This is a genomic window from Marinobacter zhanjiangensis (genome assembly GCF_014651935.1).
Lineage (GTDB): Bacteria > Pseudomonadota > Gammaproteobacteria > Pseudomonadales > Oleiphilaceae > Marinobacter > Marinobacter zhanjiangensis.
The window spans coordinates 413,377-430,056 of sequence record NZ_BMXV01000002.1 but is presented as its reverse complement, the minus strand read 5'-3'; the positions used below and the strand labels follow the sequence as shown (position 1 = coordinate 430,056).

At 60.4% G+C, this 16,680-nt stretch carries 13 protein-coding genes; 12 read left to right on the top strand and 1 reads right to left on the bottom strand.

Annotated features, from left to right (window positions below; all coding sequences use genetic code 11):
* Positions 1–58 precede the first annotated feature (58 nt).
* The 8 genes from IE079_RS05390 to IE079_RS05355 all read left to right on the top strand — a co-directional run bounded on the left by IE079_RS05390 (position 59) and on the right by IE079_RS05355 (position 10,381).
* Positions 59–2,455: a Lon protease family protein gene (locus tag IE079_RS05390; RefSeq protein WP_189573964.1), complete on the top strand. Its 2,397-nt coding sequence runs from the start codon at positions 59–61 to the stop codon at positions 2,453–2,455.
* Positions 2,445–3,302, top strand: coding sequence for a universal stress protein (locus IE079_RS05385; protein WP_189573961.1), 858 nt, complete (start codon positions 2,445–2,447; stop codon positions 3,300–3,302). Before IE079_RS05390 ends, IE079_RS05385 begins: the two co-directional genes overlap by 11 nt.
* A 93-nt stretch (positions 3,303–3,395) precedes the next feature.
* The gene (locus IE079_RS05380; RefSeq protein ID WP_189573958.1) at positions 3,396–5,015 is read left to right on the top strand and encodes a BCCT family transporter; all 1,620 of its coding nucleotides are present in this window, start codon (positions 3,396–3,398) and stop codon (positions 5,013–5,015) included.
* Positions 4,987–5,448 carry a universal stress protein gene (locus IE079_RS05375; RefSeq protein ID WP_189573955.1) on the top strand — a complete coding sequence of 154 codons (462 nt, stop codon included), beginning with the start codon at positions 4,987–4,989 and terminating at the stop codon, positions 5,446–5,448. Before IE079_RS05380 ends, IE079_RS05375 begins: the two co-directional genes overlap by 29 nt.
* A gap of 148 nt (positions 5,449–5,596) precedes the next feature.
* Positions 5,597–7,792 (top strand): OsmC domain/YcaO domain-containing protein, encoded by a 2,196-nt coding sequence (locus IE079_RS05370; protein ID WP_189573952.1) that lies wholly within the window; start codon positions 5,597–5,599, stop codon positions 7,790–7,792.
* Between the two features lie 148 nt (positions 7,793–7,940).
* Positions 7,941–8,606 (top strand): cupin domain-containing protein, encoded by a 666-nt coding sequence (locus IE079_RS05365; RefSeq protein ID WP_189573949.1) that lies wholly within the window; start codon positions 7,941–7,943, stop codon positions 8,604–8,606.
* 130 nt (positions 8,607–8,736) lie between these two features.
* Entirely contained in the window at positions 8,737–9,516 is a 780-nt protein-coding gene (locus IE079_RS05360; RefSeq protein ID WP_189573946.1) for an SDR family oxidoreductase, read from the top strand.
* 169 nt (positions 9,517–9,685) lie between these two features.
* The gene (locus IE079_RS05355) at positions 9,686–10,381 is read left to right on the top strand and encodes a hypothetical protein (RefSeq protein ID WP_189573943.1); all 696 of its coding nucleotides are present in this window, start codon (positions 9,686–9,688) and stop codon (positions 10,379–10,381) included.
* A gap of 156 nt (positions 10,382–10,537) precedes the next feature.
* Here the strand turns inward: IE079_RS05355 and IE079_RS05350 are convergent, their stop codons facing one another.
* The gene (locus IE079_RS05350) at positions 10,538–10,957 is read right to left on the bottom strand and encodes a universal stress protein (protein WP_189573940.1); all 420 of its coding nucleotides are present in this window, start codon (positions 10,955–10,957) and stop codon (positions 10,538–10,540) included.
* 365 nt (positions 10,958–11,322) lie between these two features.
* Between IE079_RS05350 and IE079_RS05345 the strand changes: the two genes are divergently transcribed.
* The 4 genes from IE079_RS05345 to IE079_RS05330 all read left to right on the top strand — a co-directional run bounded on the left by IE079_RS05345 (position 11,323) and on the right by IE079_RS05330 (position 16,630).
* Positions 11,323–12,000 carry a hypothetical protein gene (locus tag IE079_RS05345; RefSeq protein WP_189573937.1) on the top strand — a complete coding sequence of 226 codons (678 nt, stop codon included), beginning with the start codon at positions 11,323–11,325 and terminating at the stop codon, positions 11,998–12,000.
* Positions 11,997–12,500, top strand: a complete 504-nt coding sequence (locus IE079_RS05340) for a Mut7-C RNAse domain-containing protein (RefSeq protein ID WP_189573934.1) — start codon at positions 11,997–11,999, stop codon at positions 12,498–12,500. Before IE079_RS05345 ends, IE079_RS05340 begins: the two co-directional genes overlap by 4 nt.
* Before the next feature lie 136 nt (positions 12,501–12,636).
* A complete protein-coding gene (locus tag IE079_RS05335; RefSeq protein WP_189573931.1) occupies positions 12,637–16,347 on the top strand; it encodes an AsmA family protein in 3,711 nt (1,236 codons plus the stop codon).
* On the top strand, positions 16,322–16,630 hold the full coding sequence (locus IE079_RS05330) for a BON domain-containing protein (protein WP_227712329.1): 309 nt from the start codon (positions 16,322–16,324) through the stop codon (positions 16,628–16,630). The genes IE079_RS05335 and IE079_RS05330 overlap by 26 nt, the downstream gene beginning before the upstream one ends.
* Positions 16,631–16,680 lie beyond the last annotated feature (50 nt).

Here is a 16,680-nt window from a genome sequence, read left to right as displayed (position 1 = left end):
CTACCCTTTGAGTAGATGACACGCCCTGTCATGACGACACGGAACAAAGGAGAACTGGATGACGCTTCCCAAAGCGCTGACGGAGGAGCAGGTTTACCATCGCTGCCCGCCGGAAACCCTCGACTTCGACACCACCGATGCCCTGGAGGATCTTGACCAGCCCCCTGGCCAGGAGCGGATACTCAAGGCCCTGGAATTCGGGGCCGGCATGGCGGCCAAAGGGTTCAACCTGTTCGTACTGGGCCCTTCCGGGGCCGGAAAGAATGAGCTGGTTGAACGCTTTCTGGGGCAATATTCGGCGGACCAGCCGGTCCCTTCCGACTGGTGTCATCTGCATAATTTCCAGAATCCGGACAAACCCCGCGCCATTGCGCTGCCGGCCAGCGAGGGCGCCCGCTTCCGGGATGACATGCACGAACTGGTCAATGAGCTGAAAACCGCCATCCCGGCCACGTTCGAGAGCGAGGAATACCAGACCCGCATGCAGGAGCTGCAGGAAGAGCTGTCCAGGCGCCAGCAAGAGGGTCTGTACAAGATTCAGGAGGAGGCCAGGCAGAGCAATATCGCCATGCTGACCACACCGGCCGGGTTCACCTTTGCCCCCATGCGCGATGGCGAGGTACTCGAGCCCGAACAGTACAAGGAGCTGTCGGATAACGAGAAGGAACTCGTCGAAGCCAAGGTGGAAGAACTGCAGAAGAGGCTGCAACAGACCATTCAGCAGGTTCCCCGGCTACGCAAGGAGTTGCGGGAACGGGCCCACGCCCTCAATGAGGAGATGGTGCAACTCACCGTAGGCGGTCCTTTTGACGAACTGCGGCAACGCTGGGCCCACCTGCCTGAGGTTGTCAGCCACCTGGACGCCGTGCGGGAAGACGTGGTGGAGCACGCAGAAGCCTTCCAGGACAGCAGCAACGTGCCCACGGGTCTGCTCAACCGCTACCGCGTCAACCTGCTGGTGGATAACGCGGACACCGAAGGCGCGCCGGTCATCTACGAAGACCTGCCCAACCACCAGCATCTGGTGGGTCAGATCGAGCACCGGGCCCAGCAGGGCAATCTGTACACCGATTTCACACTGATTCGCGGCGGCTCCCTGCACCGTGCCAACGGCGGCTACCTGGTGGTGGACGCTCGCCGCATCCTTTCTCACCCCATGGCCTGGGAGACCCTTAAACGGGTGTTGTTCTCCGGCGAAATCCGCATCGAATCCCTGGAACGCCTCTACGGTCTGGTCAGCACTGTCAGCCTGCAACCGGAACCGGTGCCCCTGTCACTCAAGGTGGTGCTGCTGGGCGACCGCATGTTGTATTACCTGTTGTCCCATTACGACCCGGATTTCCTCGATCTGTTCAAGGTGGAAGCCGACTTCGAGGATGACGTTGACCGTGATGGCGAGAGCTACCAGCTCTACGCCCGGATGATCGCCACCATGGCGCGCACGGTCGGCGCCCGGGAGCTGGACCGCAGTGCTGTTGCCCGGCTGATTGAGCACGCCAGCCGGCTGGCCAACGACCAGCAGAAACTCACTGCCCATGACCGGGTACTCAAGGACCTGTTGAGCGAGGCGGATCACTGGGCCGGCCGGGCCTCAAGAGAACGTATTGAAGCAGCGGATATACAACAGGCCATCGATGAACGGGAATACCGGGCCAGTCGTGTTCGTGAACGCAGCCTGGAGCAGATTCGCCGGGGCATGGTGATGATTGACGTCCAGGGGGAGCAGACCGGCCAGGTCAATGGCCTGTCGGTGCTCAGGCTCGGCGCCATGATGTTCGGCCAACCCTCCCGTATCACTGCCACCGCACGCCCCGGCAAGGGCCAGGTGGTGGATATCGAAAGGGAGGTCAAGCTTGGCGGCCCCATCCACAGCAAAGCGGTCATGATCCTGTCCCGCTTCCTGGCCAACCGGTATGCCCCCATGGCGGAGCTCTCCCTGTCCGCCAGCCTGGCCTTCGAGCAGTCCTACGGCGGCGTCGAGGGTGATTCGGCTTCGGTGGCGGAAACCTGTGTGTTGTTGTCCGCCATCGCTGGCGTGCCCCTGCGACAATCGCTGGCGGTTACCGGCTCCATGAACCAGCACGGTGAGGTGCAGGCGGTGGGCGGTGTTAACGAGAAGATCGAAGGCTTCTTCAACGTCTGCAAGCAGTCCGGCGAGGTCAATGGCCAGGGTGTGTTGCTACCCGCCAGCAATGCCGAACATCTGATGCTGAACGGCGAGTTGCGACAGGCGGTACGGGAAGGACGCTTCAGCATCTACCCGGTCTCCCATATCAACCAGGCAATCGAACTGATGACCGGGCTGGAGCCCGGAGTGGCCGGCACCGACGGTGAGTTTCCGGAGGGCAGCTTCAACCGGCAGGTAGCGGATCGCCTGGCCGCCTTCGCCAGGATTGCCCACAAGCACGATGACCAGGCAGACAATGGCAGAGGAGATCAGGACGATGGTCACTGACCGACAGCCACCCGGGGAACATCGTGGTCGCGTGCTGGTCCTGCTGGATGGCTCCCCGCCCAGCCGTTCAGCGCTGGTGGCAGCGGCGGAGCTCGCCCAGGCCCGGGGAGCGGAGGTATTGGGTATCTTCGTTGAGGAAACCAATCTGCTCCGCAGCGGAGGATACGGTTTTGCCCGTGAGATAGGGGGCAGTTCCGGGCAGATTCGCCCCCTGGACACTTCACGTATCGAGGCAAGAATGCAGGCCCTCGCCCGCGAAGCACGGGCCGCCCTGCAACAGGTCATGCTGGAGCGTGGCATTCATCAGGCCCTGAAGCTGTGCCGGGGGCATGTCGTCAATGAAGTACTGAGCCTGGCCCGGCCCGAGGACCTGCTGATCATGGGGCGTACCGGCTGGTCCGCTACATCGCGTATGTTGCTGGGCTCGTCAGCGCGCTCCCTGGTGCGCCAGGCCCCCGGCGATGTGTTGCTGTGGAGCGAGTACCGTCTGCATCCCCGGGGGCGGGTCGTGGTGCTGCTCAACCATGATCAGGGTGCCAATCATCGCGCGGTCGGGACAGGCGCGGACCTGGCCAGACGACATCATCAGCCGCTGACGATACTGGTGAGAACCGATACCGGGGACGACAGCCCGTTGTCGGACAGCTTCCTGTCCGACCTCCAACAAACAGGCCTTACAACCCGGATACGACTCCTGCCCATGACGGGCGCCGCCGGAATCATACGCGCCCTGCGGGAAGAGAATGCGACACAACTGGTACTGAGCCGAAGCTGCCGCTTGTTCAACGACCCGCAGGCGGATGCCTTACTTGATGCCATGCAGCTGCCCATCACCGTGACACCCTGACGCAGGGCCAATGGCAGGGAGAATGGCTTCCGATTCGTGCCCGTTGTGGTAGCGTGCATTTTTCCCGTTGAAACTCATCGTCCGGAGGCGCGCGTGCTGAAAACGCTCCAACGTCGACTTGGCCTGCAAACCATTCCGGCAGTTTTTTTCGCATCCGCCGGTATTGCCATTGTGTTTGTCATTCTGGCGATTCCTTTCGACAAGCAGATGGCGGACAGCTTTGGCAAGCTGACCGGCTGGGTCGCCCGCAATCTGGGCTGGTTCTACATTCTGTCCGTCAGCGGACTGCTGGTTTTCCTGGTCGCCCTTGCTCTGAGCCGATTCGGAACCATTCGCCTGGGGGCTGATGACAGCCGGCCCGACTATACCAACCTCACCTGGTTCACCATGCTCTTTGCTGCCGGTATCGGCACCGTCCTGATGTTCTGGGGTGTGGCCGAGCCGGTATCCCACTTCTCGCAGCCGCCCTTCGATGGGGTTGGTGCGGGTACCGAAAGGGCGGCAAGCGATGCCATGACGCTGGCCCTGTATCACTTTGGCCTGCATACCTGGACCATCTTCGCCATGCCGGGTCTGGCGATTGGCTATTTCGCCTACCGCCACAACCTGCCCATGCGAATCAGCAGCCTGTTCTATCCCATCCTGGGTGATCGCGCCTTTGGCCCCCTGGGCTGGACCGTGGACGTTGTGGCGGTGCTGGGCACCCTGTTCGGTGTGGCCACCTCCCTCGGGCTCGGCACACTACAGCTGAACAGCGGGATGTCCTATCTGTTCGGGGTGCCGTCCAACGGTTTCGTGCAGGTTCTGCTGATTACCACGATTACCGCCATCGCGGCCACATCCGTCGCACTGGGCCTCGACAAGGGCGTCCGGCGCCTGTCCCAGCTCAACATCGGGCTGGCCATCCTGCTGATCGGTTTCGTGGCATTGGCCGGCCCCTCGGTATTCATCGCCGAGGGCATGGTGCAAAGCATTGGCGACTACCTTCATGCCCTGCCCTGGCTGGCATTCTGGACCGAAACCTTCAACGAGTCTGACTGGCAGCGGCAGTGGACCCTGTTCTACTGGGCCTGGACCATATCCTGGGCACCCTACGTCGGAATCTTCATCGCACGGATCTCCCGGGGTCGCACCATCCGGGAGTTTGTGGCTGGTGTATTGCTGGCCCCGACCACGTTTACCCTGATCTGGTTCGGGGTGTTCGGTCTGTCTGCAATCAATGTTGAAATGAACGGTGAGGCGGATCTGGCCGCCCAGGTGCAGGAAGATCCGTCGGTGGCCATCTTCGCCTTTCTGGACACCTTTCCCCTGGCCGAGGTCGCCTCTGCCCTGAGCGTGGTCATTATCGTGATCTTCTTCACCACCTCGTCCGACTCCGCGTCGCTGGTGATAGACATGCTGACCCGCCGGGACGACCAGCCGTCGCTGATCCGCCAGCGTATTTTCTGGGCTGCGGCGCAGGGGGTTATTGCCGCCACCCTGTTGTTGGCCGGCGGGCTGGATGCTCTGCAGAACGTGATTACGTCCCTGGGTTTGCCGTTCTGCATACTGCTCATTTTCATGGCGGTGGCCCTTTACCGGGCGCTGCACGCCGATTACCGGGGCTACAGCGTCAATGAACTGGTGCGTGGGCAGGCCTTGCCGGAAGCGGAAGCCCCATCCGATGACTCACAGGAGAACCACTATGTACAGGAAACTGTTGATCGCGATTGACCCGGAAGACGACGGTGAGGGCAAGCGAGCGCTGGAAACGTCAGTGAACCTGGTGGAACCGGATGGTGAACTGCATCTGGCCAGCGTGTACCGCCTTGAAGGCGGTGGGTTCTTCCCTCACGTAAACGAACAGGCACCGGAGGACAAGGAAGCCGAAGTCCGCAAATCACTGGACCTGATCGCCCGCAAGTACCTGCCCCTGAACTGCGATGCGACCCTGCATGTAGTGGCAGGCAATACCGGCGAAAAACTGGTGGCCCTGGCCAGTCAGCTGAAAGCGGACCTGATTCTTCTGGTTTCAAAGGGTAGCAGCGGCCACTGGCCACTTCGCCGGGCCACGGTGGAGTATGTCTCGGTAAACGCACAATGCCCGGTGCTGATCCTGCCGGAGATCAGAAAGTCCGACAGCGCCGGTGACTCCACCGACGATTGACCATGGCGCCGGGTACCCCCCCGGGGAATCCGTACCCATACGACCGAGACGAAGGGCCTCGAAAACTGGATAATGGCGGACCACAAGCCCACAGGACTCCCACGCGGAGTCCTGGCCCGCCAAATTCTCAGATCCGGGTAGTCTCGCCATGGAAATCAACGTCAACTTTCTCGACAACCTCCGGCTGGAAGCGAAGTTCGACGACTTCACCGTCGTCACGGACCAGCCCATACGCTATAAGGGCGACGGCTCCGCGCCCAGTCCCTTTGACTATTTCCTGGCGTCCTCCGCCCTGTGTGCCGCCTACTTTGTGCGGGTGTACTGCCTGGCGCGGGATATCCCGACCGATAACATCCGCCTGTCACAAAACAACATTGTTGATCCGGAGAACCGCTACAACCAGATCTTCAAGATTCAGGTGCAACTGCCGGAAGACCTCCCCGAGAAGCACCGTCAGGGTATCCTGCGGTCCATCGACCGTTGCACCGTGAAAAAAGTGGTACAGACCAACCCCACTTTCGAGATTGAAACCGTCGACAACCTGGACGAAGACGCCCAGGCCCTGCTGATGACCACGCCTGAGGGCAGCCGCACCTATATCGAAGGCAAGGATCTGCCGCTGGAAGAAACCATCGCCAACATGACCGGCATCCTCAGGGACCTGGGCATGAAGATCGAGATCGCTTCCTGGCGCAACATCGTGCCCCATGTGTGGTCGCTGCATATCCGCGATGCCGCCTCGCCCATGTGTTTTACCAACGGCAAGGGCGCCACCAAGGAAAGCGCCCTGTGCTCCGCCCTTGGCGAATTCATCGAGCGGCTGAGCTGCAACTTCTTCTACAATGACCAGTACTTTGGTGAGGACATCGCCAGCCGCGAATTCGTCCACTATCCCGACGAAAAGTGGTTCCAGCCGGGGCCCAATGACGAGCTGCCGGCGGGTATCCTGGATGACCATTGCCGGGCCATCTATGACCCGGATGGCGAGCTGGCGGGTTCCAACCTGATCGATACCAACTCCGGCCGTGTGGACCGGGGCATCTGCGCCCTGCCCTTCACCAGACAGTCCGACGGCAAGTTGGTGTATTTTCCCTCGAACCTGATCGAAAACCTGTTCCTCAGCAACGGCATGAGTGCCGGTAACACCCTGCAGGAAGCTGAGGTTCAGTGCCTGTCGGAGATTTTCGAGCGGGCTGTAAAGAAACAGATTATAGAGCAGGAACTGGTGCTGCCGGATGTTCCCCTGGCGGTGCTGGAGAAATATCCCGATATTCTCGAAGGCGTACAGGCGCTAGAGAAACAGGGCTTCCCGGTACTGGTGAAGGACGCCTCACTGGGCGGGCAGTATCCGGTGATGTGCGTGACTCTGATGAACCCGAAAACCGGCGGCGTATTCGCCTCCTTCGGTGCGCACCCGAGTTTCGAGGTGGCGCTGGAGCGCAGCCTGACCGAGCTGATGCAGGGCCGCAGTTTTGAGGGCCTGAACGATGTGCCACCCCCGACCTTCAACAGCCAGGCGGTGTCCGAGCCCAATAACTATGTAGAGCACTTTATCGACTCGTCCGGGGTGGTGTCCTGGCGCTTCTTCAGTGCCCGGGCGGACTACGGGTTCTGCGAATGGGACTTCTCGGGCACTACCGAAGAAGAGGCCAGCCGCCTGTTCGGCATTCTCCGTGAGATGGGCAAGGAAGTGTACGTGTCCGTACACGACGATCTGGGCGCACCCGTTTGCCGCATCCTGGTGCCCGGCTATTCCGAGGTCTACCCGGTGGAGGACCTGGTGTGGGACAACACCAACATGGCCCTGGACTACCGCGAGGATATCCTCAACCTGCACATCCTGGACGACGATCAGCTTGCCGACCTGGTGGAACGCCTGGAAGAGAGCCAGTTGGACAACTACATGAAGATCATCAACCTGATCGGTGTGGAGTTTGATGAAAACACCATCTGGGGACAGCTCACCATTCTGGAGCTGAAACTGATGATCTATCTGGCACTGCAGCAGCATGAAGACGCGCTGGACACCGTGGACGCCTTCCTGCTGTTCAACGACAACACTGTTGAACGCAACCTCTACTATCAGGCCATGAACGCGGTGCTGGAAATCGTATTGGACGACGAGCTGGAGCTGGACGACTTCATTGGCAACTTCCGCCGCATGTTCGGCAACGACACCATGAATGCCGTAGTGGGCTCGGTCGAGGGGACCGTGCGCTTCCAGGGACTGACGCCCACCAACATGCAGCTCGAAGGTCTGGAGAAACATCAGCGCCTGACCGAGAGCTACAAGAAACTGCATGCGGCTCGTGCCCGAAAGGGTCAGGCCATGGTCACTGAATAGAACGGGAGTACCGGGCCGGGCTACTGCCCGGTTGCGGACTCGCCGATCTTCTCCACCTGCCAGGTGGGGAATAATCCGTTCAGCGGTTTTGGCATCCACCGGGGTTACTTTCACGTAACACCCTGTTCAACAAAGACCGGAGCCGATAATGCTCAATATGGATTTCTCAAAACGGGTAGTGATAGACACCAACCAGCGGGACTGGGTACCCAGCCCTGCTGGCGGCGTTCTGCGCAAGCCCCTGGCCCGGGAGGAGGCTGAGCGCGGGCACGCTACCTCCGTGGTGCGCTATGAGCCCGGCGCCAGCTTTGATCACCACGAGCACCCACTGGGAGAGGAAATCCTGGTACTGGAGGGAGTCTTTTCCGATGAAACCTGCGACTACCCCGCCGGCACCTACCTGCGCAATCCGCCCGGCAGTGGCCATGCGCCCTTCTCCCGTGAAGGCTGTACCCTGCTGGTCAAGCTGCACCAGTTTGATCCCCGTGACCTGCAGACCGTTCGGGTAGACACATACTCCGCGCCATGGCTACCCGGTCAGGGTGGCCTGCAGGTCATGCCCCTGCACGATTTCGAACACGAGCATGTGGCCCTGGTGAAATGGCCGGCGGGGGAACATTTTCAGCCCCACCGTCACTTTGGCGGCGAGGAGATTTTCGTACTGTCCGGTGAATTCCGCGACGAACACGGCCATTACCCGGCCGGAACCTGGCTGCGCAGCCCCCATCTGAGCCAGCACCACCCGTTCGTGGAGCAGGAGACGGTTATCTGGGTCAAGACCGGACATCTTCCGGTGGCGCAACCGAACGGATAAATCAACAACTTCTCATCCAGCCCGGAAACCGTCAGAATGGGTTCGCTATGTTGCCGGACCGTGCCTTGATCGGCATGCCTGATCCCGAAACACGGTCACTTACCCATAACGACAATCTGGAGCAACCTTGATGTTTGAAAACCTGTTTTCCCTTGAAGGCCGCACGGCGCTGGTCACCGGTGGTTCCCGGGGCATCGGCAAGATGATTGCTGCCGGCTTTATCGCCCAGGGCGCGAAGGTCTATATCTCGTCACGCAAGGCAGACCAGTGCGATGCCGCCGCCGAGGAACTCTCGCAAGGCAATGGCCGCTGTATTTCCCTGCCCATGGACCTGTCCACCGTGGACGGCTGCAAGGCACTGACCGAAGAACTCAGTTCCCGGGAAGATCACCTGGACATTCTGGTCAATAATGCCGGGGCCGCCTGGGGTGCCGACTTTGATGAGTTTCCCGAACATGGCTGGGACAAGGTGATGGATCTGAACCTGAAGTCACCGTTCTTCCTCACCCAGGCCCTGCACGGCATGCTCAAAGCCGCCGCGTCAGACCGCCAGCCGGCCAAGGTAATCAATATCTGCTCCATTGACGGCATTCGCCTGAACCCGCTGGAAACCTATTCCTACCACGCCTCCAAGTCAGGCCTGATTTTCCTGACCCGCCGTATCGCGGCCCGGCTGGTTGAAGACCGCATCGTGGTATCGGGTATCGCGCCAGGGCCCTTCCCCTCCGAGATGAACCGTACAGCCCGGGATGAGGCCGATGAGGTTGCCAGAAAGACGCCACTGGGGCGCGTTGGCAACGATGAGGATATGGCAGGTGCAGCCATCTACCTCGCCTCAAGAGCAGGCGATTACGTGGTCGGCGACACCATTGCCGTGGATGGTGGTCACGCTTATGCGAGGCTGGCGTAGCAGCCGCTGACTGATTCGGGCCGGTGCCGGGGACCATCAACACCCCCGCCCGTCCCGCTGATGTACAGGTCAGTCCGGAACCGCCGGGCTGCTCTATCCCGCACTTCCGTCCATGTTATAGTCCCGATTCATTCCCTCAGGGACACACGAGTCAACAGCAGGACCCCGGATGTTCAGCACACTGATATCGGACAGCATCGTATTTTTCAGGAATCACTTTGCTGCGATCGCCGCCATTATCCTGCCCATCATCATACCCTTCGAGATATTTGCCGCCGTCTATCAACACTTCATTGTCAGTGACGCCATTACGCTTGCTGACCAGCTGATACTGATGATCATCGGGCTGATGATCTATCCGGTTTATGCCGCCGGCCTGGTTTTCTATATTGTGTCTGTACTCCGGCGCGACCCCATCGACAACAACACCGCATGGCGGATGGCATGGGCCAACTGGAGTCGCTATCTGATGATGACGGTGCTGGTTGGTTCCGCTGTTATGTTCGGCCTGTTCCTGCTGATCATCCCCGGCATTTTCCTTGCGGCGCGGCTCGCGTTCTCCGAATTCGAACTGCTTCTGAAAGGCGAGGGCCCCGTCGATGCCATTGGCAAAAGCTGGCAACTAACCGGGGAGCACATGTGGTTTCTGGCGGGCGGGTTCATCCTGATTACCGTTGCCCTGTATTCGCCGTACGTATTGCTCGAGTATCTCTTCAGTCCGGGCAGCCTGGTGTACTGGGCAACCTCCAGCGTGCTGTCTGTCCTGGTTTCACTCTTTGGCGCCCTCTATACCATTTTTGCGCTTCGCATTTACGATCTGGTGAACCCGCAAGCACCGTCCGGGAACGATCAGAACGTCAACTGAAGGGGGGCACCGATATCATCAGTGGCAAGCAGTCTGACTGTACAGTGGCAGTAACGCCGGCTGGGACACGCGGGGGGATACGCCAGCAGAGGCCGGAACGCCCGTGTCCCGGTCTGCAAAGGTATTCAAACCGTCAGACGACGGAACAATCGGCCATCAACGTACGACAAACACCGAAATATCCGTATCCCTGACCAGTTTGGCGGCATTCGAGTGGATGAAATGCAGCTTGTCGCCAATGCCCGGCTTGTGGGAGGCCATAACGATCAGGTCTGCGCCGGTTTTCTCGACCTCCTGTTCCAGCCTCTTATCCAGTTCAACCGCGGTATCCGGGGTCTCTATCAACGAGTATGTGGTGTCGATGCCGTGGTCCTTGCCCTGCTCTTCGGCAAACAGGCGCAGTTCGTCCTCCAGCTCACGGGTATTGTGAGCCACGGACGATGGTGTCCGGTTGGTCACCGTCACATAATGCAGGGTGGCCTTGTAGTGCTTCGCAATATCAATGGATGTGTTCAGCGCTTTGGTAATCTGGTCCAGGTGGGCAATATCAACGGGTACCAATACTTTTTTGTACATAGCCGTCTCCTTCTTCTCCGGCCGGTGCATAAAAACCTGTATGACAGACAGCTTGATGGACAATGCTAACCTGTTCAAGAGGCTTACCCACCTGACCTGAATCAAGAGGGCCATCGTCATTGGTTGCAGGTAGACCGCCGTCGATGAAGTTATAGCCCCATGTTTACGACTTCGCGAGCTTTCCCTGGCTTTGGTTGCGGGTCAAACCGCGCGGGTCATCCGGGTTCACTTTGTCACGGCTCAAAGAGCGGTATAGACTGATACTGGAACGTGTCCCACGAAACACGGCAGAAACAGAGGTCGTCGCTATCGATAAGCCGCTGTCCACAGGTGCCCGACACTACGTCCTGCTACTGGCTCCGCATTTGCTGGCCGACATGGACCGGGTGGGGCTGGCACGGATCATCCACTGCTCTGGATTCCCGGAACATGAGATCACCAGTCTCTATTTCGAATTCTCCTCTGTATGCCGCGTATTACCGACCGAACCGGACCGCATTCCCATCGAATTATGGGATTATCTCGTCCACTGCCTCCAGCTCGTCTCCACGCTGATCAACACCGCCGAGAAAGCCGAGCTTGAAGAGGCGAGGCACAACGCCATCCGGAAATTCCTGCCCCAGGCTCGGGACACGGTACAGCACGAATACGAGGAGCAGCGTCAGGAAGGCACCGTGGAACTCCGGCTGGCCGCGCTGGTACGTGACCCGTCATCGCCCGAACAGTCCCGGGAAGTGTGCAAGGAGGCCCTGCGACTGGAACGGGAAGAGCGGTATGAATCCTGTCGCCACCTCACCACGGAGGGTATGGGTCACTCCCGGGCGGTCATCGTCGATAATGCGCTTGGCTACGTTCACCAGTCGATTACCGATTCGCCAGATCAGTTCGCACCGGTGGACCTGATGATCCGGCTGCTGGACCTGCTTCACGCGGTTCGCCAGGAATCAGACACTGAACCAGATGGGGATTCTGCAGAGGACGCCGTCGACCGGATCGTGCTGGGTCTCGGCAACGTCCTGTTCAGTGATGAACTGGGCCTGTGACGTCGTCTCACCACGCCCCGCCGGCCTTCGCGGCAGACGCCATGCTTGGCCGTCTGGCCCGTTGGCTGCGGGCACTGGGATTCGATACGGTCTATCAGCCGGGCATTGACGATCATGATCTGGTGGCCATTGCCGACAACGAGGACCGCATCCTGCTGACCCGGGACCGGCACCTGATCACCTACCTCCGCCCTCACCGGGGCCTGCTACTCTCCTCCAGTAAACCACTGGAACAGCTTGGCGAAGTGTCGGACGAGTACGACATCGAACCAACAGCTGATCTTTTTAACCGTTGCCTGATCTGCAACTCCCGGCTGCGATCCGCTACCCCCCATGAGATTGATACAAGGGTGCCGCAGCGTTCGCGGAGCATGCCCGGCCCCTTCCTCGCCTGCCCTGGCTGTGGCCGCATCTACTGGCCTGGCAGTCACGTCAAGCGGATGCAACGAGCCCTGGCAGACCTGTTTCCCGAGCTGCGGGGCCAGACCCCGGAAGGCTGATGTCGTTTCATCGGTGACTGATACGTCAGTACCGCACCGCCGAGCCTCCATCAGAGGCCTGCATTCAAAGACCGCTAACTGGTCAACGCGGCCCCCTTTGACTATGTTGAGTAAAATACCAAAGGACTACCCGACAATGCCAAAAGCACTGCTCAAGACTCTGGGATGGGTGCTGGCAGGCATAGTTGCATTGCTTGTCGTCACCGTTGTGGTGGTGACGCTGATGCCATGGAACTTCCTCAAAGCCCCCATCACCGAACGTGTTGAAGCAGCCACCGGTCGCAACCTGGAGATCAGGGGTGACGTGTACCTGGGCCTGCTGCCCCGTCCTCATATCGAACTGGAACAACTTGCCTTCGCCAACGCTGACTGGGCGCAGGCGCCCGAGATGCTCACGATCCGGAAGCTTGAGATCACGCCCTCGGTCACTAACCTGATCAGTGGGGATCTGGTGCTGGACGAGGTCGACATAACGAACCCCACCCTGTACCTGGAAGACCGAGATCAAAAGCCCGGCAACTGGCTGCTGCCGGCCATGACGTCATCGGGGCAGACCGGGGAAACGGGCGATAAAGACCCTGACAGCGGCGGCCCACCCGTCACGATCCGGCAGCTTAACGTGTCGGAAGCAGAGATTCGTTATCTGGCCCCGGGAACCGATACCGCGAGGGTTCTGTCGCTGCCCTCTCTGCAAGTATCCAGGGACAGTATTTCAGTGGAGGCCGTGGCCAGCCCTGGCACTGGTGACGAGGGCCAGGGGCTGCCTGTAGAACTGTCTGCCGATTACCTTGCGGGGTTCACCGATGGCCAATGGCAACTGAGCAATATCCAGGCCCGGGTAAACGACGTCGAGATCACCGGTCAGCTGGATCTGGATACCGGGACCAGTCCGCCTATTGTGGACGGTGAGCTGCACTCGCCCTCCATCAACGTTCCCGAATTTCTGGCCGCCATGCCGACACCACCGGAACCATCCGATGAGACCGGCATTTCAATACCGGTTTTACCGGCAATGGCGGGCAACCTGCGGCTGACGGTGGGCAAGATGAGTCTGCAGCCGGTCACCCTGGACAATATCGAGGCCAACGTCGACCTGGCCCGGCACAGGTTGATACTCGAAAATCTGAGCTTCGGCATAGCCGGAGGTCGCATCGAGGCCACCGCGAGCCTGACCAGCACCCCGGACTTCATTACCGCCGATGCCCAGATCAATGGCCGCGGCGTTGACCTGCAAGAGCTGGGTATGGACCAGGAAGCGGGCCATATTCTTGATGCCGAGTTCGACCTCAGCCTTGACCAGATTGCACAATCGCCTTCCCTGAAACCCCGGGTATTGCTGAATTACCTGGCAATTCGCAAGGCCCTGGCGACCTATCAGACAACGGAACAGCTGGCCGGGCCTGTCAGCGATCTCGACTTCACTCTGAAGAGGGCTGGCGAGCCTCCTGCACCCGTGCTTTCGGTCGCCGGCCGGTTCGAGGGTAAGCCGCTGGACATGACGCTCGAGGGAGCCCCGTTTCCCCGGCTGCTGGACGGCCTGGCGGCGTATCCATTGAAGGCACACGCGCAATCCGGCCAGCTAACGGCCTGGGCTGATACCCGGCTGGGGGCGATCATCTCCCCTGCGACCTTTACCGGCAAACTGGTACTCAAGGGCACTGATGGACGGGACCTTGAGCAATGGGTCGGGCCGGTGCTGCCACCGCTGCCTGAATACCGCCTGTCCGGCCGTGTGAGTCGTGACAATCAGCGCTGGTCCGTCACCTCCCTGGATGGCACCCTCGGTGACACTGAACTGGCTGGCGAGGTTCACTTCACCAACGCCGACCCGCCCCGGGTCGACATCGACCTGAACGCGGGGCGTATCGAGCTTGCCCGGTTTATCGCCGGCGACGAAAACCCCGCTACTTCCACCAGCAGTGCCGGCGCATCCGATAATGGGTCGCCGCTGGCAGCCCTGCGGGCCTTCAATGGCGAACTCGCCTTGCAAGCGGACACGCTGGTGCTGACCAACGAAATGGAATTGGCGAATCTGGACGTGGCTGCAAGCCTGCGGTCAGGCAATCTCGAAATCACACCCCTGACCTTTAATATCGCCGGCGGCTCCTGGGACAGCACCCTGGTACTGGACGCCACTGACCGCCCAGCTTCCGGGGTCATCAGGGCCCGGTTTGATGACATCGCCCTGGGCCGGCTGGGCGATACATTCACTGCGATGGAGGAGCGCCTGGGCAAGCTGTCGGGCGAGCTCGACCTGCAAATCACCGAGGCAGCCCCTGGCGAGCAGCGCCAGGATGTGCTTCTGCCCTCTATCGGCCGACTTGCCTTCGAGCCGTCCGCGCTGCAATTCACCGATCGCCCGGCCGGTACGGACATGACCTTCAACCTGCAGACCCGGGGGCTGGGTTCCGGTGAGCAGGCGTTCCATGTTGACGGCGAAGGCCAATACGACAGCGCGCCCTTTTCCCTGACGTTTCGAGGCGATCCTTTGCTGGACGCCCGCGACCCGGAACGCCCTTACGCCCTTGATCTGTCGAGCGATATCGTGGGCAGCCAGATCGACATCCGGGGCTCCATACTCCGACCACTGGCACTCAAGGGGCTGGATCTCCGGCTTGAGCTGGAAGGGCCCAATCCCCAGCGCCTGACCCGCCTGCTGGGGCTGCCCCTGCCGGAGCTGCCCCGGTATTCAGTGTCTGGCGACCTGTCACTCAAGGACCAGCGCTGGGCATTCACCAGTCTCACAGGCGAAGTCGGCAACAGTGACATCGGTGGCCAGATATTCTTTGATACGGACTCCCGACCGCCCCGACTGACAGCTGACCTGAACTCCAGATCCGTGGATATCGAGGATCTCGGTGGGCTGGTTGGCGCGGAGCCCGGAACATCCGGGTCGACAGACTCCGCCGAAACGTCCGGCGACCGCTATATCCTGCCGGATGAACCCCTCGTGTCCGACGACTGGCGAAAACTGACAGCCGATGTCCATTACCGCGGAGAATCGGTGCGGGCGGCGGGCATACCACTGAGCAACGTTGTTATCGACTTTACGCTGAACGAAGGCCTGGCCGTACTCGATCCGGTTCGTTTCGGTGTCGGCGATGGCCACGTGGATTTCAGCCTTGACCTCGATACCACCCCGGCCCCACCGGAAGGCACCCTGCAACTGGAGGCGAAAGCGGTCAATCTCAGCGAGGCACTGCGCGAATGGTCCATTGCCGAAGGCACTGTCGGCACTGTCGGCGGCCAGGGCAAGTTCTGGGTGACCGGGGCTTCCGTGGCTGACCTGCTGGGGTCGGCGGATGGTGGCCTGGTGATGCTCATGACCGGAGGCAGGCTCAATGCCCTGATGGTCGAACTGGCGGGGCTTGACGTCGCTGAAGCATTCCTGAGCTGGTTAACTGTGCGTGATCCCATACCCATAGACTGCGCCTACATGGACCTGCAAGCGCGGGAAGGTCTGATCAGACTCGATACCCTTGCCGTCGATACCACCGATACCACATTCACCGGCACCGGAACAGTGAGCATGGACACGGAACGACTGGATCTGGTCATCCATGCCCACCCAAAGGACATGAGCCCGCTCTCGGCCGGTACGCCGCTACAGCTCGGCGGCACCCTTAACAACATTGCCCCCGGGTTGAACGAAGGCAGCCTTGCACTGCGGGCAGGGACCAGCGTCGCACTCGCTGCACTCGCCAGCCCTGTCGTGGCCCTACTGCCCCTGCTGGACGTGGGATCAGGCAATGAGGTTCCCTATTGCGACGGACTGGTCAGCCGCGCCGGTGAGGCAATCGACAGCGAGGAGGATGGCAGCAATGAAACCGGCAATGGTGAGATCTGACTGGCTAAACGTTGTGCTGGTATCGGGCATGATCGTTTTCAGCGGTTGCGCCGGTTTTGCGGGCGAAAACACTCAGCAGGACGCCGCCGAGGCAGTCCGGTTAAAGGCCGTGCTGCTGGAAGCACCGGACCTTGCCGGGTCTGCCATTGACGTTACTGTCAGTGAGGACCGTATCCTGCTCGAAGGCTTTGTGGAAAAAGCCACCCAGCGACAGCGGACGGAAGACCTGGTAAGAGAGCACAGCGAGATCGACCAGGTCAGCAACCGGATTGAGGTGAAATAACCTTTTCCCGCTTGTCCAACCCGGCGGGATCGCCGACCCTCTTTGGTGAT